We start from the raw sequence: 22,125 nt of genomic DNA on the forward strand, positions 1-22,125 counted from the left end.
CCTCATTCGTCAGGAGGAGATGGCCCGGGCCCACGGGATGAGCAGGCGCTCGACCCCGGCTACCAGGTAGAACAGGACGACGCCCATGATCGCGAGCAGGACCAGGGCGGCGAACGCGAGTGGGGTGTCGTTGGAGGCGCCCGAGCCGGCGATCACCGAGCCGAGGCCGTGGTCGGGGTTGACCACCTCGCCGATCACCGCGCCGATGATGGCCAGCGGGGTCGCGACCTTGAGGCCGACGAAGACCTGCGGCAGCGCCCAGGTGAGCCGCACCTTGACGAACGTCTGCCACCACGACGCCTTCAGCGAGCGGGCCAGTTCGAGCAGGTCGGCGGGGGTGGAGGTGAGCCCGGCCATGGTCGAGACGATCACCGGGAAGAAGCTGACCAGCACCACCATGACGATCTTCGGGCTGTCGCCGAAGCCCATCCAGACCAGCAGCAGCGGCGCGAGCGCCACTTTCGGCACCGCGTTGACCGCGGCGAGGACCGGCAGCGCCATCCGTTCGATGATGCGCGACGTGGCCAGGGTGACCGCGATCGCGAGGCCTCCGGCCACGGCGATCACGAAGCCGATCAGCACACGCTGCAGGGTGGTCCAGGTTTCCTGCAGAAGAAATTGCGGCGTACGCATGAACGAGTCGACCACGTCGACGGGCGACGGCACGTAGAACGAGTCGATGTGGAACGCCGCCGTGATCCCCCACCACACCGCGATCGTGATGACGACGCCGAGGATCGGAAGTATCGCGTTGGCCCACACTCGCGATGTCCGCGAGCCGGCCTCGAGGTCCGTCATGTTCGGGGCTCCTGTGTAGAGCGTGCGCGGGGCGGGATCTTACCCGCCCCGCGCAGTGGATCAGCTGGCCGGGATGAAGCTGAAGTCGACGATCTTGTCCGGCGTGAGACCGGCCGGCATCAGGCCGTTGCCCTGCAGGACCGCGATGCTGCGAGCCACCCGCTCCTGGTCGAGGTGGCCGAGCGGCGCGCCGTTCGGCGGCGAGACGTACGGCTTCATCGCGTTGATCTCACCGATGGCAGCCGGCACCGCGGCGGTCGGCTCGGCCTTGTTCAGGATGGCCGCGGCCTCGTCCGGGTGGTCGAGGGTGTACTGCAGGCCCTTCATGGCGGCGTCGGTGAACTTCTTCACCAGGTCCTTGTCGCTGGCGATCGTCTCCTCGCGGGCGATGATCGCGTTGCCGAACAGGTCGGACAGGTACTCGCTGTACGGCAGGACGGTGACCTCCTTCTTGGAGGCGGTCTCCAGGGCCTTCTTGCTGAGCAGGAAGGTCGACAGCGCGTCCACCTTGCGCTGCGCCATCAGGCCGTTGAGCGCGGTGGTCTGGGCGCCCTGGATCGTCACCGTCTTGGCGTCGAAGCCGGCCTGCTTCGCGTACGCCGGGAACAGCAGCTCGCTCACCGAGCCCTTGGCGGTGGCGATGGTCTTGCCGGTCAGGTCGGTCGGCTTGGTGATCTTGGTGTCCGCGGTGGTCATGATGGACACCAGCGTCTGCTGGTGGATCGCGGCGACCGCCCGCCAGTTGGTGAACTTGCCGAGGCCGGCCTGGATCTCGGCACCGGTGAAGTCGAGGGCGGCGAACTGCGCCCCGCCCGACTTGATCAGCGTGAGGTTCTGGACGTTGCCGGCGCCCTTCTGGATGTCGACGTCGATGCCGGCGTCCTTGAAGAAGCCCTTCTCCTTCGCCACCCATACGAAGGAGTCACGGCCCACGGCGCCGAACGCCGTCACGTAGGTGACCTTCTTGAGGTCGCCGCCCGACCCGGAAACGGTGCTGCCACCGCTGTTGCTGTCGTCTTTGGAGCAAGCACTGGCCGTCACGAGCACCGCGGCAAGCAGCGTAGCCGCCACCACGCGAGAGCGTCTGAACATCCTGAAAGCCTCCTGAGAATCCGCCGGTCCGATCGGCGGCGATGACTGTTCGTCTGACCTGCATGGACGGTGCGTCAAGTGACGTTCGTCCGTCCGGGTCGACGTCCGAGCGCGATCGTAGAGCAGGGTTGATCACCTGTCATGGCGCTCTTTTCGGGTAAAACGACCGCCATATACTGGCCACTGCCTTCCGAAATGGACATCGACGCAGGTCACGCGACGGTTGACAGTGATCGGGCCGCTTGTGATGCTGTGCACAAGATTGTTTGCAATTCGATGCCCAGCCCCGAGGGAGATCATCTTCCGTGACGTCGCCTGCCGTCGACGACACCTACGAGCGGCTGCGGTCCCTGATCTTCACCGGCGAACTGATGCCGAACGAACGCCTCGTCGAGACCGATCTGGCCGAGCGATTACAGGTCACCCGGGCGATCGTGCGCGTTGCGCTGGTCCGCCTCGGGCAGGACGGCGTGGTCGTGCTGACCCCGCACCGGGGCGCCCGGGTCCGGGTCGTCACCGACGCCGAGGCGGTGGAGATCCTGCAGACGCGGGCGGTGCTCGAAGCCCTGACCGCGCGGCAGGCCGCCGTGCACGCCACCGCCCGGGAGATCACCGCGATTCGCCGGATCCTGGCCGGGATGGCCGACAAGATCGCCGACGGCGACCTGCTCGGCTACTCGGAAGGGAACGCGTCGCTGCACGCCGCGATCATCTCGGCGGCCCGGCACGAGACCGCGGCCCGGCTGATCGCCGGCCTGCGCGCGCAGATGGTGCGGTTCCAGTTCCGGACGATCCTCGTGCCCGGCCGGTCCGCGCACTCACTGGCCGAGCACACCGCGATCGTGCAGGCCATCGCCGGCCGCGACCCGGACGCCGCCGAGGCGGCGATGCGGCATCACCTGAGTCATGTGGAGGCGGCGTTGTCCCACGTCGCCCGCCGACGTCCTACTGGAGAGTCATGAGCGAGCACCCTGTCCCGTCCGAAGCCGCCCGCGAGATCGTCGCCGGGGGTTACGACACCCACGTGCACATCGCCCCCGATGTGATGGAGCGACGGATCGACGACCTGTCCCTGGCCGCCCGCTTTCTTGAGGTCGGGCTGGCCGGGTTCGTGCTGAAGTCGCACTACGTCACCACCGCGGAGCGGGCGACGGTCGTGCGCACGGCCGTGCCCGGGGTCGACGTGCTCGGCGCGATCACGCTGAACGGTTCGATGGGCGGGATGAACCCCGCGGCCGTGGAGATCGCCGGCCGGCTCGGTGGCCGGATCGTCTGGATGCCCACCGTCGACTCGCGCAACCAGCGCGGCAGCACCGCCGCCGACCTGCCCGGCAGCAAGCCGGCCATGTGGGGCGCGCTCCAGGCCGACCTGCACGCGCAGGGCATCGTGCCGGACGTGGTCGAGGTCATCTCCCCCGACGGCGAGGTCCTCGAGCAGGTGCGCAAGGTGCTGCGGGTGATCGCCCGGCACGACATGGTGCTGGCCACCGGCCACCTTTCGGCTCCGGAGATCCTCGCGGTGGTCAAGGCGGCCAAGCAGGAGGGGGTACGCCGGGTGGTCGTCACCCACCCGGAATTCACCTCACAACGCCTCACCGTGCCGCAGCAGCAGGAGCTGGCGGCCGAGGGGGCGCTGCTGGAGCGGTGCTTCACGACGCCCTACACCGGCAAGGTCTCCTGGGAGGACCTGTTCGCCAACATCCGGGCGGTCGGGCCTTCGCACTCGGTGCTCTCCAGCGACCTCGGGCAGCCGTTCAACCCGCCGGTCGAGGACGGGCTGGCGCTGTTCGCGGATCGCCTGCTGGAAGCCGGCTTCACCGCCGAGGAGATCCGCGAGATGGCCGTGACGAACTCCCGCTTCCTCGCTTTGGAGCCTAAGCATTGAGATAGGCCAGGACCGCCAGCACGCGGCGGTTGTCGTCGTCGGACGGCGGCAGGCCGAGCTTGGTGAAGATGTTGTTGATGTGTTTGCTGACGGCTTTCTCCGTCACGAACAGCCGGGCCGCGATCGCCGCGTTCGAGCGCCCAGCCGCCATCTCGCCGAGCACCTCCCGCTCGCGTGCGGTGAGCACGTCGAGCGGGCGGCTGCGTTCGAGGAGCTGGGCCACGACCTCCGGGTCCATCACCGTGCCGCCGTCCGCGACCTGCCGCACCGCGTCGATGAACTGGGCGACGTCGGAGACCCGGTCCTTCAACAGGTAGCCGACGCCGCCGTTACGGTCGCCGAGCAGCTCACGCGCGTACAGCGGCTCGACGTGCTGCGACAGCACCAGGATCGGCAGGCCGGGCACGGCGGTGCGGGCCGCGATCGCCGCCTGCAGGCCCTCGTCGGTGTAGGTCGGCGGGAGCCGGACGTCGACGACCGCGACGTCCGGCTTGTGGTCGAGCAACGCCGGCAGCAGCGCGGGCCCGTTGTCGACGGTCGCGACGACCTCGAACTTGAACGCCTCCAGCAGGCGGGTCAGCCCGTCCCGGAGGAGAGCGTGGTCCTCGGCGATGACAACGTGCACGGCAGCTCCATGGTCACGATGGTCGGCCCGCCGGGCGGGCTGGACAGCGTCATCGTGCCATCGAACGCGCCGAGCCGGCGGGTGATGCCGGCCAGCCCGGTGCCGCGGCCGGGGTCGGCGCCGCCGTGGCCGTCGTCGCCCACCTCGAGACGCAGGGTGCCGTCGTCGCGGTGCATGCTCACGTAGGCGACGTTGGCCCCGCTGTGCACGGTCGCGTTGGTCAGCGCCTCGGCGACCGCGAAATAGGCCGCCGACTCGACCGGGGTGTCGAGCCGCCCGGTCACGTCGGAATCGACGCTGGTCGGCAGCCGCATCGTGAGCGCGAGCGCCCGGACCGCGCCGTCGAGACCGCGCTCGGCCAGCACCGGCGGGTGGATGCCGCGCACCAGGTGGCGCAGCTCGACCAGGGCGGTGGTGCTGTTTTCCCGGGCCTCGGCGAGCAGCCGGCGAGCGGCTTCCGGGTCGTGGCCGACGAGCTCCTCGGCCAGCCCGATGGTCATGCCCAGCGCGACCAGCCGGGCCTGGGCGCCGTCGTGCAGGTCGCGCTCGATGCGGCGCAGCTCGGCGGCCTGGGCGTCGACCGTGTCGGCCCGGCTGTAGGAGAGGTGGGCGACCCGGGCCCGCAGCCGGGCGTTGCTGGTCGGCGCGAGCAGCAGCCGGGCGAACAGCGCGTCGTAACGCCGCAGATAGGGCGCCACGGCCAGGCCGATCGCCAGGAACAGCGCGCCCTGCGGCAGCGAGAGCATGCCCTGGCTGACCGTCTCGAACGGCCAGATCACGCCGTAGCCAAATGACCCGGTGCCCAGCCAGATCCACAGTGGCAGGAGCGTGATGCCCTCCACCCCGTAGATCGGGATGGCCAGCGACGCGATGCCGAGAACGAGGCCGACGATCGCGCCGGGCAGCAGCCAGGCCAGATCACGCCAGGTGGCCGGGTCGGTGACGATCCACCGGTAGGCGCCCCAGCCGATCGGGCCCGCCGTTGCCGGGCGGGGCCGGTAGGGGCGCTCGATCGGCACGCCGTGCCACGCGGCGATGCGCCGGGTGGCGTCGGCTCGCAGCCGGAGCAGGTTGGTGACCAGGGGCAACTGGACCAGGCCGAGGCCCAGAACCGGGGTCATCACGAGCGCGACGAGGAAGAGGACGAGCAACGCGAGGTTGGCGATCGCGAGGGGGATCGAGAGCACTCCACCGGCCACCGCCCGCAACCCGTCGCGAATCCAGTCTCTCGATTCCATGGTTCCATCCTGGCGGCTCGGCGGCCGAAACTCAGTAGTGCTAGCACTACCAATGAAGTAGCACTGGCACTCCTGACTTCGGGGCGCGCAACGGGTTTGCTTTACCGGCATGACGACCACAACCGAACGGCCGCGCACCGACTTCGCGGAGCTGGCCCGCCGCATCAACGCGGCCGGGCTGCTGGACCGGCGGCCGGCCTATTACGCCGTGCGCCTCGGTGCGGTGGCCACCGCCCTGACCGCCGGCTGGGCGGCATTTTTCCTGATCGGCGCGTCCTGGTGGACCCTGGCCGTGGCCGTGTTCCTGGGGGTGGTGTTCGCCCAGCTCGCGCTGGTGGCTCACGACCTGGCCCACCGGCAGGTGTTCCGCACCAACGCGCCGAGCCGCCGGGCCGGCCTGATCGCCGGCAACCTGGCGATCGGCATGTCCTACGGCTACTGGATGGACAAGCACACCAAGCACCACGCCAACCCGAACCACGACGACCTCGACCCGGATGTCGGGCCGGGCGTGCTGGTGTGGAGCCGGGAGGCCGCGCGCGGCAAAGGGTTCCTCATCCGCTACCAGGCGTACTTCTTCTTTCCGCTGCTCACCCTGCTCGGCATCTCGCTGCGCCGGGACAGCATCAAGGCGCTGCGCACCGGCACGGTGAAGAAGCGCGGCGTCGAGAGCGTGCTGCTGGCGGCTCACCTGCTCCTCTATGTGTCGGCGCTGCTGCTGGTGCTGTCCCCGCTGCAGGCGCTCGCGTTCTTCGCGGTGCACCACGCGGTGTTCGGGGTCTACCTGGGCATGACGTTCGCGCCCAACCACAAGGGCATGCCGCACCCGGACGGCACCGAGGACTTCTTCCGCAAGCAGGTGCTGACCTCGCGCAACGTCCGCGGCGGCTGGCTGGTCGACACGGCGCTGGGCGGCCTCAACTACCAGATCGAGCACCACCTGTTCCCGGCCATGCCGACACCGAACCTGCGCCGGGCACAGCCGATCGTCCAGGGTCACTGCGCGGAGATCGGCGTGCCCTACGAGATCACGTCACTGACCGACTCGTACGCCCAAGCCTTACGGCACCTGCACGACGTGGGCGCCGAGCTGCGGCAGCGCTAGATGTTGCGCAGATTGGCCTTGGCGAGATGCGCCATCTGACCCACCCCGCCGGAGAGGACGGTCCGGCCCATCGCCAGGGCGAAACCGCCGGCCTCCTCCTTGGTGATGTGCGGCGGCAGCTCCAGCGCGTCCGGGTCGGTGACGACGTCGAGCAGGGCCGGCCCGTCGTGGTCCAGCACCCCGCGCAACGCGCTGCGCAGCTCGGTGGGCTTCTCCACGCGCACGGCGTGGAAGCCCATCGCGCGGGCGATCGCCGCGAAGTCGACGCTGTCGTGGTCGGTCTCGAAGGGCGGGTCGCCGGCCACCAGCATCTCCAGGCGCACCATGCCGAGGCTCGAGTTGTTGAAGACGACCACCTTGACCGGCAGCCCGTGGGTGCGGGCGGTGAGCAGCTCGCCGAGCAGCATGGCCAGCCCGCCGTCGCCCGACATCGACACCACCTGCCGGTCGCGGTCGAGCATCTGCGCGCCGAGAGCCTGCGGCAGGGCGTTCGCCATCGTGCCGTGCACCCACGAGCCGAGCAGCCGGCGGCGGCCGTTCGGGCTGATGTAACGCGCGATCCATGAGCAGCACATGCCGGTGTCGGCGGTGAAGATCGCGTCGGCGGCGGCCTCCTCGTCGAGCACCCGGGCGACGTACTCGGGGTGGATCGGCGTCATGTTCTCCACGTCGTGGGTGTAGGCGTCGACCACCCGGTCCAGCTCTTTCGAGTGCTTGTGCAGCATCTTGTCGAGGAAGTCGCGCTTCTTCGGCTCGAGTTTCGGCAGCAGCGCCCGGATCGTCGCGCCGACGTCGCCGGCCACGCCCATCTCGAGGGCGGTGCGCCGGCCCAGGCGGGACGGGTCGATGTCGATCTGCACGGTGTTCTTCTGCGGCAGAAACTGCCGGTAGGGGAAGTCGGTGCCGAGCAGCAGGAGCAGGTCGGCCTCGTGGCACGCCTCGTAACACGAGCCATAACCCAGCAAACCCGACATGCCCACGTCGTACGGGTTGTCGTACTGCAGCGACTCCTTGCCCCGCAGGCTGTGCCCGACCGGCGCGTTGACCCTCTCCGCCAGGGCCAGCACCTCCTCGCGGGCGCCCGCGCATCCGATCCCGCCGAAAATGGCCACGCTGGAAGCCGCGTTGATCCGCTCAGCGAGGGCGTCGATCACGTCGGCCGGCGGCGCGCCGAGCACCCGGCCGGCCATCGGATAGCCGGTCCCGGTCTCGTTGGCGGCGTCCGCCTCCAGCACGTCACCCGGCACGACCAGCACCGCCGCGCCCAGCTTGCCGACCGCGGCCTGGATGCCCACTCGCGCCATCCGCGGCATCTGCTCCGGCGTCGACAGCATCTCGGTCCAGTGGCTGGCCTGCTCGAAGAGCCGCTTCGGGTCGGTCTCCTGGAAGAAACCGGTGCCGATCTCGGTCGAGACGATGTGCGAGGCGATCGCCAGCACCGGCGCGCCGGACCGGTGCGCGTCGAAGACACCCTGGATGAGGTGGGTGTTGCCGGGGCCACAACTGCCGGCGCAGACCGCGAGCTTGCCGGTGAGCTGCGCCTCCGCCGACGCCGCGAAGGCCGCCGCCTCCTCGTTGTGCACGTGCACCCATTCGATCTCGTCGTTGCGGCGGATGGCGTCGCTCAGCGAGTTGAGGCTGTCCCCCACGATCCCGTAGATCCGGCGCACCCCCGACTGCACCAGCACCTCGACCAACTGATCGGCAACTGTCTGCTTTTTCCCGAACACCGCGAGCCTCCCGCCCATCATGTAACCGTTGTCGTCATACCCCCTTTCCCACCCGCGGAACGGAGAAGCTGATGGATCTGCGTCTCACCGGCAAGGTCGCGGTAATCACCGGCGGAAGCGCCGGCATCGGTCAGGCGATCGCCCACGGCCTGGCGGCCGAGGGCGTCAACCTGGCTCTGGTGGCACGCGACGAGGAGCGCTTGCGGTCGCTTGCTTTTCCGGGCGTACGCGTCCTGGCCGTCCCGGCCGATCTGACCGTCCCGGCCGACGCGGCCCGGGTGGCCGCGGCCGTGGAGGAGGAGTTCGGCGGCGCCGACATCCTGATCAACAACGCCGGCACCGGCAGCGAAGAGAAGATCATGACGGCGGCGGACGACCGCTGGCAGTGGTACTGGGACCTGCACGTGATGGCCGCGGTCCGGCTGGCCCGCGCGCTGGTGCCCGGCATGCGCACGCGCGGCGGCGGGGTGATCCTGCAGAACGCGTCGATCTGCGCGACCCAGCCGCTGGGCTACGAGCCGATCTACAACGTGACCAAGGCGGCTCTGGTCATGTTCTCGAAGTGCCTGGCCAACGAGTTGATCGGCGACAACATCCGGGTGAACGCGGTGAACCCCGGCCTGGTGCTGACCGGCGACTGGGTCAAGACCGCGAAGCTGCTCACCGAGGGCACCGAGCAGACCTGGGAGCAGTACCTGGAGAAGATCGCCACGGATAACGCGCCGATCGGCCGGTTCGGCACCCCGGAGGAGATTGCCGACCTGTTCGTCTTCCTCTGCTCGGAGCGCGCGTCCTACACCGTGGGCTCCACCTATTACGTCGACGGCGGCTGGTTGAACGTGACGACCTGATCGGGCGGGGTTTACTGTTGCCACATGACGACCAATCTCGCGCCCGATTTCGGGCACGCATGTTGGTCTTATGACGATTACTCCCCCTTCGACCGATATGCCGGCGAATTCCTGCACGCGGGCCTCGCCGCCGGGGAGCGGGTCTGGTATGTCACCGGCCGCTCCGCCGGCGCGACCGCCGAGTGGCTACGGGGTGTCGGCACGGCCGCGCGGGTCGTCTCCACCACCGACGCCTACGTCGGCACCGACGCGATCGACCCGGCCGAGCAGATGGCAACCTACACCGCGGTGACCGAGCAGGCCCTGGCCGAGGGCTTCACCGGCTTCCGGGTGGCGGCCGACGTCACCGCGATGGTGCGCACCGGCGAGCAGCGCGACGCGTTCGCCCGCTACGAATACTCCATCGGCCGATACATGAAGATCGCGCCGATGAGCGCCGTGTGCGCCTACGACCGGGTCGAGCTGGGCGACGAGGTGGTCGCCGAGCTGGCGTGCCTGCACGAGACGAGCCATGCGGCCGGCGTCACGTTCCAGTTGCACGCCGGCCCGACCCGCGCCTCGGCGGTGCTCTCCGGCGAGCTGGACATGGCAGCAGAAGACCTGTTCACCGCGGCCCTGCACCGCACCGACCTGGAACCGGTCGGCGGCGAGGTGCTCGTCGACGCCGACGATCTGCACTTCATCGACCACCGATCCCTGCAAACCCTGCAGCGGTTCGCCGAGACGAAGCGGATGACCGCCGTCCTGCGCACCCGCCTGGGCGTCGCGGCCCGTATCGCCGCCCTGCTCGACCTGCCCGGCGTCCGCGTGGAGATCACCCGATGAGGAGCGGCGCCGCCGCCGGGCTCCACGGTTACTTCCACGAGGCGCTCTGCTTCGATTCCGACGAAGACCTCCTCGCCAAGGCGGTTCCGTTCCTGACCGGCGGCGTCGCGGCCGGCGAACCCACGGTGGTGGCGCTGGCCGAGCACCACGAAGATGTGATCCGGGCCGCGCTGCCCGACCTCGACGTCACCTACATCTCCGAAGGCGCGGTCTACTCCCGCCCGGCCGCGACCATCCGGTCGTACCGGAAAATGCTGGCCGGCCACGTCGCCGGCGGCGCGGCCCAGATCCGGATCCTCGGCGAGCTGACGCCGGTCACGCTCGGCGTGACCTGGGACTGGTGGGCCCGCTACGAGTCGGCCATCAACCATGCCTACGACGACTTCCCGCTGTGGAGCATGTGCGCCTACGACACCCGCACCACCCCTACCGCTGCGATGGCCGACGTGCTGCGCACCCACCCGCGCACCGCCCAGCCCGGCGACCGGCATGACCCCAGCGACACCTTCGCCGACCCGATCCTGTTCCTGAGCGAGCCCCGGCACCCGGCCCTCGACCCGCTCGAGCACACCGCGCCGCTGGCCGACCTCGTCGATCCGGCCCTGTCCGACGCCCGCCGGGCCGTGCGCGACGCCGACCGCGGCCACCTGCCGCCCGACGAGGTCGACGACTTCATCGTGGCGGTCAGCGAGGCGGTGGCCAACGCCCACAAGCACGGCCGGGGCCCGGTCCGCATGCGGCTCTGGACCGGCCCCGACCGCATCGTCGTGTCGGTCACCGACGCCGGCGCCGGCCCGAAAGACCCGTTCACCGGCCTGATGCCGACCGGCGACGGCGCGAACGGCGGCCTGGGCCTGTGGATCGCCCACCAGTCCTGCAACCACGTGACCCTCGACCGGCACGCCGACGGCTTCACGATCCGCCTGACCGCCGGCACCCCACGCTGACCGAGAAGGAAAGCCGGGCAACGGTTACCGCCCGAAGTCGGAGGCCTGGCCGGCCGGTGACAGTGCTGGATCAGGGTTCGTGCGAGGCAAGCCGTTCCGGTAGCGGCCACAGGACATCGTATGCGGCCTCATAACCAGCAGGGGCCGCACGGGAAATATCGATAAATACGGCGCCATGTGGTGTTTCAACACGCCAATGCTCGAACTGATCTAGTTCCGAGGTGGCATACCGCGCCAAAAGCGTAGCAAGCTGACGGAACTCCTCCGGAGTCATCGAATCGAGTGCCATTTATTCATCCGCCCGCGTCCTCATGGAGGTCCGTCAAAGTGGAACGGTTTGAGTTATGGTCCGTTGCCGCCAATTCGCCGGCAGCGTCAGCGCGAGAGGGCGTTGCCGCGTAGTGCCACACCCTCCTCAGCGTCGGCGAGCACGGAACAAACGGCGGCGTCGTCACCGTCCCATGCGTCGATTATGGTGTTCAGCATGAAGACACAGGACGGATAGACATCCCGGTTAGTGATCCCGTCGAGTGGCAACTTCTCGCCGAAAATGGTGCGTGTCAGATATTCCGCCTTCATCAGGTTGAGCTCCGGCCAATGGTGCGCCTTCGTGGCGCAGGCGAGCGCCATGGTCTCGGCGAGGTCCGGGTCGGGGTAAAGGTAGTACGACCGCACCGCAACCGTGAACGCCAGGCGGGCTACCCGCAGCAGATCGACCTGCGGGACCTCACTCGCCTGCAGCCCGGTCCCGGACTCGCCGCGCAGCAGGTGGCGCAGATAACGGCCAGCCTTCGAGGCCGGTTCGGTGTACCGCCCCTTCTCGGCCGGGAACGGGCGAGGCGGGCGGGCCACCGGGTGGGCCCGCGGCACGAAGTCGTCACTGCTCAGATAGCGCTCAAAGGTTCGCCGCCACCGATCGCCGTCAGGCACCGCAGCCTTGTCAGCATCCGGGGGCTCCGCGACAGCGGCCACCGCAGCCGTCTCCCGCTCGGCCTCTACCAGCAGGACGTCGACTCCCTCGTCATCCAGCGCCAGTTCGTCGGCCAGCCCGAGCAGCGAGGCAAGGGTAATCTCGGCAAGCGCCTCACCCGGCACACCGGTGAGCAGCTCGGTCTCCCCCGTCATTCCGCGCAGGACCGACTCGACGTCCCGAGGCAACAGCCCAGCGGCCGCCGGGCTTCGATCGACCACGCGCTGAGCGAAGGTCGTGATCAACCGACGATCCCACTGCGGACCGAACAGCCGGCGGGCCGCCACCGCACACGCGATGGGAATCACCTGCAACGGCGGTCCACCGGGCAGCTCCTCGCGAGCGATCCGTCTGCGCTCCGGGCCGTCGCTCGTCAGGGCGGCGCGGATCCATCGCGCCTCCACCGAATTCGGGGGCACGGTGCCTCCCTCGCGTGAATCCATCCGCTGCTTTCCCTCCTCGGGTCGCGGTCCACGAAATCTGGAAGCCACGCTATCCGACCGGTCACCTCGTTTTTCGTGCCGCCTTGATCGCGGCCCACAGGATTGTGCCCATCAGGGCATAGGCGCTTCCGGCATCGATGCCGTCCGCCGCATTCGGCACCTGAGTGATACTCGGTACCGCGGGCGGTTTGACGGGGACGGATGCCTGACTTCTGGCCGTCGAGGCATCCTTGATGGAGCTGACGTAGTCGTTCATGTCGCCCATGTCCTCGAGACCGTCACCCAGGGCGTCTCCGATGTCGTCCTGCAGCTTCTTCCTGCGGTCCTCATCGGTCTCGGACGGCACGTTCCACGGCTCGCTGGGATCCACCTCGTCGCGTGGTGGCATGCTGAGCCCTTGCGTTGGTGCACTCGGTTCTCCGGAGTTGCTGCTGCAGTCCCAGGCCGTGGCTTTAGGTCCTTGGCCATCGCGTTTGAGGCCGGCAACGGTGCAGCCGTCCTCCTCCCAATAGACGTGCTGGGAATCGGGGGCTGTGTCGCTGTCCGGGCTTTCCTGCGGCGCCCGGGCCCCCTCGGGCAGATCGGGGTCGGCCTGGCTGGCGTTCTTGGCGCCGCTAGTCGGGTCGGCCGGGCCTCTGGTGCGCTTGGCTGCCTTGTCTCTCGGCTTGGTGGGGGCGTTGGTGGCGGTGCATCTGGTGCTGTCGGACGCCGCGAGAGTGTACGCGCTCGCGGCGACAATAGTGATCAAGCCCGCGGTGACGGCCATACCCGTGCCCCACACCGGTGCCGTGACTACTGCGCCGACCAGCAGGACACCGCCGGCGGCGTAGCCCCACGCCGATGAGGTGAGCCAACTGCTGCCTCCGCTGGAACCGCCGCCCCTGGACGAAGTCGAGTTCTGAAAGCGGTCGCGCTGATTGTCGTAGGCGTCCAAGCGTGAGTTGCCGGCGTAGGGGGAGGAGCCGTAGCCACCGCTCGTGCCTCCACTTCCGCCGCCGGCTTCACTTCCGCCACCGACTCCGCCGCCACCGCCAGGCGCCCCGTTGGGGACGAGGTGGCCCCAATCCCAGACCGGCTTGGTGTATTGAGCCGCTTTGAGTCGAGCGACTTCGCCCAGGTAGGTGGTGCAGGAGTCGTGGCCGGTCGGGTCGGTGTTGCCGAGCGGGTCGTCGTTGCCGTAGGCGTACGGGTTGGCGTTGACGGCCGGGTCGGGCGTGTTCTGCTGGGTGTCGGCGCTGGTGAAGTTGCCGTTTCCGGGGTTGTACCAGCGGGAGGCGGTGCTGACGAAGCCGGTGCCGGCGTCGGTCCAGCCGCCCTGATAGCCGAGGTCGCTGCGGGCGCCGGTCGTGGCGGTGACGGCGCCGTAGGGGTCGTAGCTGGTGGAGCCGGTCAGGCTGCTGCCGCTGGCGGTGAAGGTGCCGGTGACGTCGCCGTGGCGATCGACGTTGAGGAATGCGGCGGCGCCACCGATCGAGGTGGACAGCGGGGTGCCGTCGGCGGTGCGGGTGAAGGTCTGGCTGCCGTCGGAGACGACGTTGTTGCTCTGGTCGTCGTAGCTCAGGACACGGCTGCCGGCGCTGGCGAGGCGGCCGAGGGCGTCGTAGCTGTAGCCGGTCGATCCGTAGGTGAGCTGCTGGTCGAAGGCATCCGAGGCGATATTCGTGGTGGTACCGGCGGTGATCGCCGCGGTGGTGCCCCGGGGTGTGTAGCTGTAGCTGGTGGTCGACGAGCCACTGGTGGCGGTGGTGAGCTGCGAGCGGGCGTTGTAGGTGTACGTGGCGGGCCCGGCCCGGGTCCGGTTGCCGTCCGGATCGTAGGTGTACGGGGTGGTGACCGAGCCGGCGGTCCAGGACGACAACCGGCCGGCGTCGTCGTAGCTGTAGCTGTTGCTGCCGGCCCCGGTGACACCGGTCGTGTTCTTGGACGTGACGTGCCCGGCGAGGTCGTAGCTGTACGCGACCGACGCCTCGGTGGCACCGGACGGATTCTTCAGCACGTCCGAGGTGAGCTGGTGCAGGCTGTCGTAGCTGTAGGCGCGGGTAGCGCCGTCGGTGCCGTAGTTGACGGTGCTGGGCTGGTCGAGTTTGTTGTAGCCGACCGTGACGGTGGCCCCGGTGAGCGGGTCGTTCTGGCTGGTCTGCCGACCGGCGTCGTCGTAGCCGAAACCGGTCGTTCCGGTGGAGTCGGTCTGCGAGGTCATCCGGGACGCGGCGTCGTATCCGAAACTCGAGTTCCAGCCGGACATGCTCGAGGTCAGCAGCAGCCCGCGGTCGTCGTAGGTGTACCGGTCGGTGGTGGCGCCGCTGGTCGCGGTGAGGAGCCGGTCCGCGCCGTCGTAGGTGAAGGAGCGGGCGGCGGTGACGGCGTCGGCCCCGGCGCCGGACTGGGCGGTGAGCCGGCCGGCTTTGTCGTAGCCGGAGGTCACCGTGACGTTGCCCGGCCTCGTGGTCGTGGTGAGGCGTCCGTCGGCGTCGTACCCGAACGAGGTGGTGCGGTCGGCGGCCCCGGTCTGCCCGGCGACCGCCGGTACGACGGTGGATTCAGGCAGGCCGAGGACGTTGTAGGTGTAGGTGGTGACGTTGCCGTTGGGGTCGGTGTAGCGGGTCTTGTTTCTGTCGGCGTTGTAACCGAACCGGGTGGTGATGCTCTGCCCGCCGGTACCGGGCTGCGTCTGGCTGGTGACGCGGTCGAGGGCGTCGTAGACGGTCGTGGTCGTCTTGTTGAGAGGGTCGGTGACGCTTGTCGGGTTTCCGGCCTCGTCATAGGTGTAGCCGGCGGTGCGCAGCGTGGCGCCGGTGCTGTCCTGGTCGGCGAGCCCGGTCAGCCGGCCGGCAAGGTCGTAGGTGGCGACGCGGCCGGTGCCGTCGGCCGCGGTCTGCTTGGTGATCTGCCCGGCGAGGTTGTAGGCGTAGCTCGTCGTGTCGCCGACCGCGTCGGTGCTGCTGATCGCCCGGCCGAGGTGGTCGTACGTTCGGGTGGAGGCGTGTCCGAGCGGGTCGGTCACCTTCGTCACGTTGCCGGCCGGGTCGTACGAGAAGGTCGCGGTGTCGGCCGCGGGAGTGGCGCCACGGACGATCTGCGTTGCCGTGATCGCCAGGCCGAGCGCGTTGTAGGTTGCCTCGGTGCGGGCGCCGGTGGCGTCCGTGACGGACAGGACCTCCCCGTCGGCGTCATAGCCGGTGTGGGTGCTGCGGCCGTCCGGCAGGGTGGTGGCGACCTGGTTGCCGAGCTGGTCGTAGGTATACGTCTGGGCATTGCCGAGCGGGTCGGTGAGGGTCGTCAGCCGGCCCAGCGTGTCGTATGCGTACGCCACTCTCGGGTTGACGGCGGCGGTCGCACCGGGCGGGGTGTAGGCCGGCCATGCCGTCGCGGCCAGCTGGCCGGCGGTGTCGTAGGTGTTGGTCTGGATCGTGCCGGCGGCCGATTTCGTCTCCGCGACTTCGCCGAACGTGTTGATGCCGGTGAGCGCGGTGACGGCGGTCGTGGCCGCGGTGCCGCCGACGTTTTCGATGGAAGCCGGCGGGCTGGTCACGCCGACCTGCCGGCCGGCCTCGTCATAGCGGTACGTGGTGGGGTAACCGCGCGGGTCGGTCGCCGAAGTGACCAGGCCACGCTGGTCGTAGATCATCGTCGTGGTCAGGTTGGCGCTGCCGTTGTTCACTGCCTGGGACGTGAGCCGGCCGGCCGAGTCATAGCCGAACGTCGTGGTCCGCGTGACGCCGCCGCCGGTCTGGACTGCGGAGAGCACGTCATCGTTCGCGTTGAACGTCTCGGCGAGGGCGACATTCGCTCCGCTGGGGTCCTGGACGGTCCTGGTGACCCGGTTCGCGGCGTCGATCGTGTACTGGATCTGCACGGAGCAACCGGTCGCCGCGGTCCAGCCGTCGCACTCGCCGGTCCGATTGCCGGCGACGTCGTAGGTGAAGGTGGTGGCGACCGCGTCGTCGGTGCCGACCGCGTTGGTGACCGACTGCAGGTGGTTGTCGTCGAAGTAGGTGTAGCCGGTGGTGCGGCCCATGGCGTCGGTCACCGACGCGAGCCGGCCCGCCGGGTCGTAGGCGCGGGACTCGAGCACGAGGTCCGCCGGCGTGGTCGGCGCGGTGGGGTCGCCGGTCCAGCCCTTGAGGGTGGTGGTCAGCGGGTCACCGACCGACGAGTACCCGTAGGCGAGGGTCGTGCCGTCGGGCGAGGTGCTACCGGTGCGCCAGCCCATGCCGTTGTAGCTGAAGCTGGTCTTGCGCCCCTGCGGATCGGCAACCGAGGCAATCCGGTTCCCGGCGTTGTATGCATAGGTATTGGTGCGGGTCGTGTCCAGCCCCGACTGTCCTGCTACCGGAGTCTCCTTCTGCACGATGGCGTTGGGGTAGTCCGGGTCGACGGCCCAGTCGAATACCGTCTGGCCGAGGTCGGCGGTGGATCCGGTCAGCAGGTTGCCGTCGACGTCGTACGTGAGGGTGTGGTTGGCCGTGTGCTGGCGGCCGGTCACCGCTTCGGTGGTCGTGGGGTCCTGCTCGCCGGTCAGCCGGCCCTGACCGTCATGGGTGTACCAGGTGCTTTTCCCATCGGGGTAGGCATCCGAGGTGGTCGTGACTTCCCGGATCTGCGCGTACCGGCTGTACCCGTAACGGATGGTCTGGCCGGATGGTTCGGTGACCTTCCCGAGCTCTCCCCCGGACTCGTATTCATACGTCGTCGTCCGGCCGAGCGGGTCTTGAACGGATTGGAGCAGCCCGGCCGGCGCTGAGGAGTTACCTCCCACGCTCTTGGTGGTCGACGTGGTGTAGGTGTACGTCGTCTTGTGGCCGTTCGGGCTCTCGGTGGTCGGTGGCGTCGTGACCGACACGAGCTCACCGGTGGCGTTGTAGGCGTACGTAGTCCGGTACGCGGGATTCGCCGTGCCGACAGCTCCGGCCCGGGCGTCGACCGAGTCGAGCATCTTGCCGTTGTTGGGGTCGGACAGGTCGGCCGAGCGCCAGTAGTAGGAGTAGTAGCTGGACTGGCAGCTGCTGGCGGTCTGGCAGGTGGTTTGCTGGATGGCGTTGCTGTGGCTGTCGAAGATCGCGCTCCGGCTGTGCCCGTCCGGGTCGGTGATGCCGACCCGATTCCCGAGGGTGTCGTAGGTGTAGCGGGTGACCTGGCCCAGCGAGTTGGTGGTCGCGGTCGTCCGCATCCCGTTGCCCGGGTCCATGCTGATCGTCGAGGTGCCGCCGACCGGATCGGTGACGCTCACCGTCGTCGTCGGCATCGGCGACATCGACGAGCCCTTGGCCCGGTACAGGTACGTGGCGGTGCCGGTCGTGTACTGGTCCGGGTTCAGCGCGTAGAGGGCGGCCTCGGCGATCTGGCCGTTGAAGTAGCCCTGCGGGTTGCCCGCCTGCGGCACCGGCCAGGCGCCGCCGATGTAGCCGGCGCCGACGGTGACGGTGGTGGCCCCGATAGCGCTTGCGAGGCCGCTGATGGCTGCTCCGGTGCGGGTGGCCTGACTGATGCCGTCCAGCCACAGGGTCTGGGCGGTGCCGCCGGCGGTCATCAGGACCATGTGCCAGTTGCCGTCGTTGACCGCGGCTGTGGAGACCATCGGCTTGAGCGTGCCGTCCCAGAACTGCCCGCGCAGCTTTCCGTCGTTGCCCACGTAGAGAGCGGGAACGTAGCTTCCGGTCAGCGTCCCGCCGACCGGGCCGGATTGGTACGAGAAGAGCGTGCCGCCGGCGGTCGTGGTGCGGAACCACAGGCCGACGGCGGCGCTGCCGGTGCTGTCGTTGACGCTCCCGGACGGCATGGACAGGTACGACGAGGTGCCGTTGAACGTGCCCGCGCTGTCACCCGAGTCGCCGAAGATGCCGGGTGTGCCGAGCACGACGTCGTTGTAGACGCCGTCGGTAGACCCGTCCGTGGCCGGGTTCTGGCCCAGGAGGTTGCGCGCGATGGCGCCGGAGTCCTCGTTCAGCGGATAACCGTAGGTCGGCCGGGTGCTCAGAACGGCGCCGCGGTAGTAGTCGGTCGAGCCGGTCGTGACCGGGCCGCCGAACTGGTACGTGCCGCCGTCGCCGTTGGCCACCGATGTGACCCGGTCGGCGAGCGCGTCGTAGGTGAGCGCCGCCACGGTCTTGCCCGACGGCAGCTTGCTCGAGACCAGCTCCCGGGCGGCCACCGTCGCCGCGGAGTATTCCTGCTGCACGGCGGGCAGACCGAGCGGCTTGGTGAGGAAGAAGGCGTCCTGGATCTGCCCGGAGAACCAGCCGAGCGCGTTGCCCGACGGAATGTTCGGCCAGCTGCCGGCGATCTCGCCGGCGCCGACGGTCACGTACGGCATGCCGCTCGCCGCGATGGTGCTGCCGGTCAGGGTCGCGGCCTGGGCGCCGTCCACATAGAGGGTCTGGGTGCTGGCCGCGCCGGAGAGCACCACGAAATGCCACTTGCCGTCGTTGACCGCGGCGGCTGACGCCATCGGCTTGAGCGTGCCGTTCCAGAACTGCGCATGGACCTTGCCGTCGGTGCCCACGTAGATCGCCGGCACGTAGCTGGCGCTGGTCGCGGTGCCGGGCGCCACACCCTGATAGCTGAAGAGGGTCCCACCGGCCTGGGTGGTCTTGAACCACATGCCGACCGTCATGTTGCTGCCGGCCACCAGGTTGTTCGGCAGGGCCAGCTTGGCGCTCGTGCCGTTGAAGGCGGCCGACGTCGCCGGCGATCCGGCTACCGCACCGGGCTGGCCGAACGTGACGTTCGTGGGGGTCGCGTTGTAGGTGCCGACGTTGACCGCGACCTGATCCGCAGCCGTCGTCGCACCGCCGGCGTCACTCAGCCGCCAATAGGCCTGCGGGCCGGAGTCGAGGACCATGGACGAGAAGTGCGAGCCGGTCACGCTGCCGGAGTTGTACGCGTAGCTGGTGCAGGCGCCGGAGTTGGCGGGCGGGCACACCGACGTGAGGTCGTTCGACGTGTCGTAGTTGTAGGCCCACGTCCGGTCGGCGTTGGTGTAGTTCTGCATCTCAATTACTTGAGTGATGTGCGGAACGCCGATGGTCTTGCCGGTGGAGGTGGTTACCCGGCCACTGCCCCAGGTGAACTGCAGATTCAGCTGCGTGAAGTAAGGATCGGCCCCCCGGTTGAACGGGTCCATGTTCATTTCCGAGGGAAGCAGCTCGGTTATCGTCGAGCCGTCCGGCTGCGCAATGGGAAATTGAGCGTAGGCGATCCCGACGCCAAGGTTGTCGCCGTTGTAGACCTCCGACACCCGGTGGACGGTGCGGCCACTCACCGGGTCCGGCGACGGGTTCATGAACTTGTAGTTCAACCCGCTCGGCTCGATCAGCACGAAGAAGCTGGCCTGGACGGTGAGGATCTCCCGTGAACCGGGCGGCGACTTGTAGGTTCCGTCGGCGTTCTTGCCGAAACGTTCCTCGTGCCCGTCCGGCATCTCCACCACGACGCTGCCCGAGCCGTCGTTGTCCTCGACCAGACTGGTGTCCAGCAGCGACGACCATCCCGCGCCGAAGAACCCGCCACCGCGCGGATCCACGCTGTTGTAGGTCCGGCGCAACTCCCCCACCGGGCCTCGGCTCGGGCCGGGCAGCGTGATGTCCACGGCCGAGGTGCTGTAGTTGCCGGCAGCGGGGTTGACCCCGTCGAGCGTCGCGTCCGCCGCGGCCGCGCCGAGGTGGCTGGTGATCAGGGGCTGCGCCGGCGACGGCACGCTGAAATAGGCCGGCTGCGACCACGGCGTCGCCTTGTTTCCGTCGCTGACCTGCGCGGTCCAGTAGTAGCTGCTGCCCCAGGAGAGCTTTCCGGCCGGGACGATCCAGCTCGGTGTGGTGATCGCGCCGGAGGTGGCCAGGACCGTCGTGGACCCCACCGCATAGAGGTTGTACGTGTACGTCAGCCCGGTACCGGGATAGGCGTCGACGTCGTGCGCGGTCACGTAGATGTTCGGCGTCAGCGTGTACTGCGTCGAGTTGTTGTACGGATACAACGCATCCATGATCGGCGGATTGTTCACCACCGCGAGGCCGTAACAGGTCTGCGGAATTCCGAGGCCGGAGAAGTATTGGCTGCCGAAGACCATGTCCCAGCAGACCTGATACGTCGGTCCCGGGGTGAGCGCCGGCAGCGTGGCGGTAACCGTCACCGATTTGTTCGGCGCCACGTTGCCCGGCATCGTCGTGAGATAGTTCGAGGTCGAGTAGAGGGTTCGGGTGGTACCGGAGACGGTGTAGATCTCGTAGCCGAGCCGGTAGCCGTTGGTCGCCGTCCAGGTCGCCGAGCCCTCGTTCTGCACGGTGACCTTCGCCCAGCCGGTCTTGTTGTTCCAGGGCGACGCGTAGAGGGTCTCGGCATAGGAGGCGCCCGCGTTGTCGGCCGCGTACTCGATCGACAGGTAGGCGTCGTCCGGGTTGAACTCCTTGAACGACGCGTCGGTGTAGGGCGCCGTGACGGCCAGGCCGTTGTTGGCGGCCCAGCCGTGCGCCCAGTTCGTGAACGTCCGCGGGTTGAGCGGCACCGCTCCCCACACCCGGCCGTTCGCGCAGTTGACGCCGCCAGACCAGCTCGCGGTGCCGATCGACGCGCCGGTGGCCGGGCCGGGGAAGGTCTTGAGGGTGGTCGGGCTCCACGAGCCGGTCACCGGGGCGATGCTGACCGCGGTCGAGTCGCAGATGCCGGCGTTCAGTCCGGAGTACTCGGTGTCGAGGTAGAGCTTGGCGCTGATCACGTAGGCGTTCGTGAACTGCGACGCGAAGCTGTCGAACTTGAGGAACGAGTTGTATTTGTAGCCGCCCTGCGAGCCGACGTAGAGCGCGTTGTCACTGCTGAAGTTCTGCGTGACTCCGGACTTGACGTAGGTGCTGCCGGAGGTCGTCCGCTGCCCGATCGGGTTGGTGATAGCCGCCGCGGCATCGGCTGAGGCGGCCTTGGCTGATGCGGCCTTGGCTGATGCGGCCGGGCCGGACAGGGCGGGCAACGCAGGCGTGGCCGGATCGGCCACCCACGTCCCGTCCGCGGCCTGCTTGTTGATCGGCGCCTGGTGGATCTGCGCGGTGAAGGTGCCGTCGGTGTTCTCGAACACCGTGGTGGTGGCCGAGCTCAGGTCTCCACGACGGATACTGGTGCGCGCGTTGAACCCGGCGGACTTGCGGGCCGGTGCGGCTTTACCGGCCGGCGCGGAGTGCACTGTGGCACCCGACGAGGTCGGTTCGTGCTGTGGGGTGTGCGTCACGTACTTCGGCACGGCGCCCTTGGGCCGTACCAGCTTCGAGGCCTTGGCAGCCTTGGCGCCCTTGGCCGGCCCGGTCGCCGCGGCCTGTACCTGATGTGCCCGGCCGGCCGCGGTGCCGGCGGCCTGCTGCGGGGTGGCCGGGTTCGGCGCTCTACCGATTGGCGAAGGTGATGCCATCGCCTGCGCCGGTTCCAGTCCCGCGGTCACCGCGACCGCGAGGAGAACTCCCAGCCCGACACGTACCGAACGCACACTGATGATGCCCACGCGACTCACTCCCCCGCAGAACAAAGTCCAAATGAGACGCACGACGAAATCAGCGACAGACGGTCGCCACGTCTGTACGTGAAGGGACTCTTCCATTAGAAGATCTAAACGTCTGGATGGATGTTTGTGAGATGG

14 protein-coding genes are annotated in these 22,125 nt (G+C 68.8%); 6 read left to right on the top strand and 8 right to left on the bottom strand.

The window, feature by feature from the left end; all coding sequences use genetic code 11:
- Positions 1-9 precede the first annotated feature (9 nt).
- Both AB0E90_RS44150 and AB0E90_RS44155 read right to left on the bottom strand, forming a co-directional pair.
- Positions 10-798, bottom strand: a complete 789-nt coding sequence (locus AB0E90_RS44150) for an ABC transporter permease (RefSeq protein WP_360418339.1) — start codon at positions 796-798, stop codon at positions 10-12.
- Between the two features lie 60 nt (positions 799-858).
- Positions 859-1,890, bottom strand: coding sequence for an ABC transporter substrate-binding protein (locus AB0E90_RS44155; RefSeq protein ID WP_360418340.1), 1,032 nt, complete (start codon positions 1,888-1,890; stop codon positions 859-861).
- Between the two features lie 305 nt (positions 1,891-2,195).
- Between AB0E90_RS44155 and AB0E90_RS44160 the strand changes: the two genes are divergently transcribed.
- Together AB0E90_RS44160 and AB0E90_RS44165 are read left to right on the top strand one after the other, a co-directional pair.
- Positions 2,196-2,852: a GntR family transcriptional regulator gene (locus tag AB0E90_RS44160; RefSeq protein ID WP_360418341.1), complete on the top strand. Its 657-nt coding sequence runs from the start codon at positions 2,196-2,198 to the stop codon at positions 2,850-2,852.
- Entirely contained in the window at positions 2,849-3,775 is a 927-nt protein-coding gene (locus tag AB0E90_RS44165) for a DUF6282 family protein (RefSeq protein WP_360418342.1), read from the top strand. The genes AB0E90_RS44160 and AB0E90_RS44165 overlap by 4 nt, the downstream gene beginning before the upstream one ends.
- Here the strand turns inward: AB0E90_RS44165 and AB0E90_RS44170 are convergent.
- On the bottom strand, positions 3,765-4,400 hold the full coding sequence (locus AB0E90_RS44170) for a response regulator transcription factor (protein ID WP_360418343.1): 636 nt from the start codon (positions 4,398-4,400) through the stop codon (positions 3,765-3,767). The genes AB0E90_RS44165 and AB0E90_RS44170 overlap by 11 nt on opposite strands.
- Positions 4,352-5,638, bottom strand: coding sequence for a sensor histidine kinase (locus AB0E90_RS44175; RefSeq protein WP_360418344.1), 1,287 nt, complete (start codon positions 5,636-5,638; stop codon positions 4,352-4,354). The genes AB0E90_RS44170 and AB0E90_RS44175 overlap by 49 nt, the downstream gene beginning before the upstream one ends.
- 109 nt (positions 5,639-5,747) lie before the next feature.
- Between AB0E90_RS44175 and AB0E90_RS44180 the strand changes: the two genes are divergently transcribed.
- Entirely contained in the window at positions 5,748-6,743 is a 996-nt protein-coding gene (locus AB0E90_RS44180) for an acyl-CoA desaturase (RefSeq protein WP_360418345.1), read from the top strand.
- Here the strand turns inward: AB0E90_RS44180 and AB0E90_RS44185 are convergent.
- A complete protein-coding gene (locus AB0E90_RS44185; protein ID WP_360418346.1) occupies positions 6,740-8,473 on the bottom strand; it encodes a pyruvate dehydrogenase in 1,734 nt (577 codons plus the stop codon). The two genes, AB0E90_RS44180 and AB0E90_RS44185, sit on opposite strands and share 4 nt — an antisense overlap.
- Before the next feature lie 71 nt (positions 8,474-8,544).
- On the opposite strand from AB0E90_RS44185, the gene AB0E90_RS44190 reads away from it, so the two are divergent.
- The 3 genes from AB0E90_RS44190 to AB0E90_RS44200 are packed head-to-tail and all read left to right on the top strand — an operon-like array spanning position 8,545 to position 11,096.
- Positions 8,545-9,324 carry an SDR family oxidoreductase gene (locus tag AB0E90_RS44190; protein ID WP_360418347.1) on the top strand — a complete coding sequence of 260 codons (780 nt, stop codon included), beginning with the start codon at positions 8,545-8,547 and terminating at the stop codon, positions 9,322-9,324.
- Positions 9,325-9,348: 24 nt separating this feature from the next.
- Positions 9,349-10,149, top strand: coding sequence for an MEDS domain-containing protein (locus tag AB0E90_RS44195; protein WP_360418348.1), 801 nt, complete (start codon positions 9,349-9,351; stop codon positions 10,147-10,149).
- Positions 10,146-11,096 (top strand): sensor histidine kinase, encoded by a 951-nt coding sequence (locus AB0E90_RS44200; protein WP_360418349.1) that lies wholly within the window; start codon positions 10,146-10,148, stop codon positions 11,094-11,096. Before AB0E90_RS44195 ends, AB0E90_RS44200 begins: the two co-directional genes overlap by 4 nt.
- 70 nt (positions 11,097-11,166) lie before the next feature.
- On the opposite strand, the gene AB0E90_RS44205 is transcribed toward AB0E90_RS44200, so the two are convergent.
- The 3 genes from AB0E90_RS44205 to AB0E90_RS44215 all read right to left on the bottom strand — a co-directional run bounded on the left by AB0E90_RS44205 (position 11,167) and on the right by AB0E90_RS44215 (position 21,990).
- Complete coding sequence (locus tag AB0E90_RS44205) at positions 11,167-11,385, bottom strand: hypothetical protein (protein WP_360418350.1); 219 nt, start codon at positions 11,383-11,385, stop codon at positions 11,167-11,169.
- Between the two features lie 86 nt (positions 11,386-11,471).
- Positions 11,472-12,509 carry a hypothetical protein gene (locus tag AB0E90_RS44210; protein ID WP_360418351.1) on the bottom strand — a complete coding sequence of 346 codons (1,038 nt, stop codon included), beginning with the start codon at positions 12,507-12,509 and terminating at the stop codon, positions 11,472-11,474.
- A gap of 61 nt (positions 12,510-12,570) precedes the next feature.
- Positions 12,571-21,990 (bottom strand): LamG-like jellyroll fold domain-containing protein, encoded by a 9,420-nt coding sequence (locus AB0E90_RS44215; RefSeq protein WP_360418352.1) that lies wholly within the window; start codon positions 21,988-21,990, stop codon positions 12,571-12,573.
- Positions 21,991-22,125 lie beyond the last annotated feature (135 nt).

The organism is Actinoplanes sp. NPDC026619, assembly GCF_040638295.1.
GTDB lineage: Bacteria > Actinomycetota > Actinomycetes > Mycobacteriales > Micromonosporaceae > Actinoplanes.

What these genes read in the sequence shown, in the direction of transcription:
- AB0E90_RS44195 (WP_360418348.1), top strand. Translation starts at nt 9,349, where the DNA reads ATGACGACCAATCTCGCGCCCGATTTCGGGCACGCATGTTGGTCTTAT.
- AB0E90_RS44210 (WP_360418351.1), bottom strand. Translation starts at nt 12,509, where the DNA reads ATGGATTCACGCGAGGGAGGCACCGTGCCCCCGAATTCGGTGGAGGCG.
- AB0E90_RS44190 (WP_360418347.1), top strand. Translation starts at nt 8,545, where the DNA reads ATGGATCTGCGTCTCACCGGCAAGGTCGCGGTAATCACCGGCGGAAGC.
- AB0E90_RS44150 (WP_360418339.1), bottom strand. Translation starts at nt 798, where the DNA reads ATGACGGACCTCGAGGCCGGCTCGCGGACATCGCGAGTGTGGGCCAAC.
- AB0E90_RS44165 (WP_360418342.1), top strand. Translation starts at nt 2,849, where the DNA reads ATGAGCGAGCACCCTGTCCCGTCCGAAGCCGCCCGCGAGATCGTCGCC.
- AB0E90_RS44205 (WP_360418350.1), bottom strand. Translation starts at nt 11,385, where the DNA reads ATGGCACTCGATTCGATGACTCCGGAGGAGTTCCGTCAGCTTGCTACG.
- AB0E90_RS44200 (WP_360418349.1), top strand. Translation starts at nt 10,146, where the DNA reads ATGAGGAGCGGCGCCGCCGCCGGGCTCCACGGTTACTTCCACGAGGCG.
- AB0E90_RS44180 (WP_360418345.1), top strand. Translation starts at nt 5,748, where the DNA reads ATGACGACCACAACCGAACGGCCGCGCACCGACTTCGCGGAGCTGGCC.
- AB0E90_RS44155 (WP_360418340.1), bottom strand. Translation starts at nt 1,890, where the DNA reads ATGTTCAGACGCTCTCGCGTGGTGGCGGCTACGCTGCTTGCCGCGGTG.
- AB0E90_RS44175 (WP_360418344.1), bottom strand. Translation starts at nt 5,638, where the DNA reads ATGGAATCGAGAGACTGGATTCGCGACGGGTTGCGGGCGGTGGCCGGT.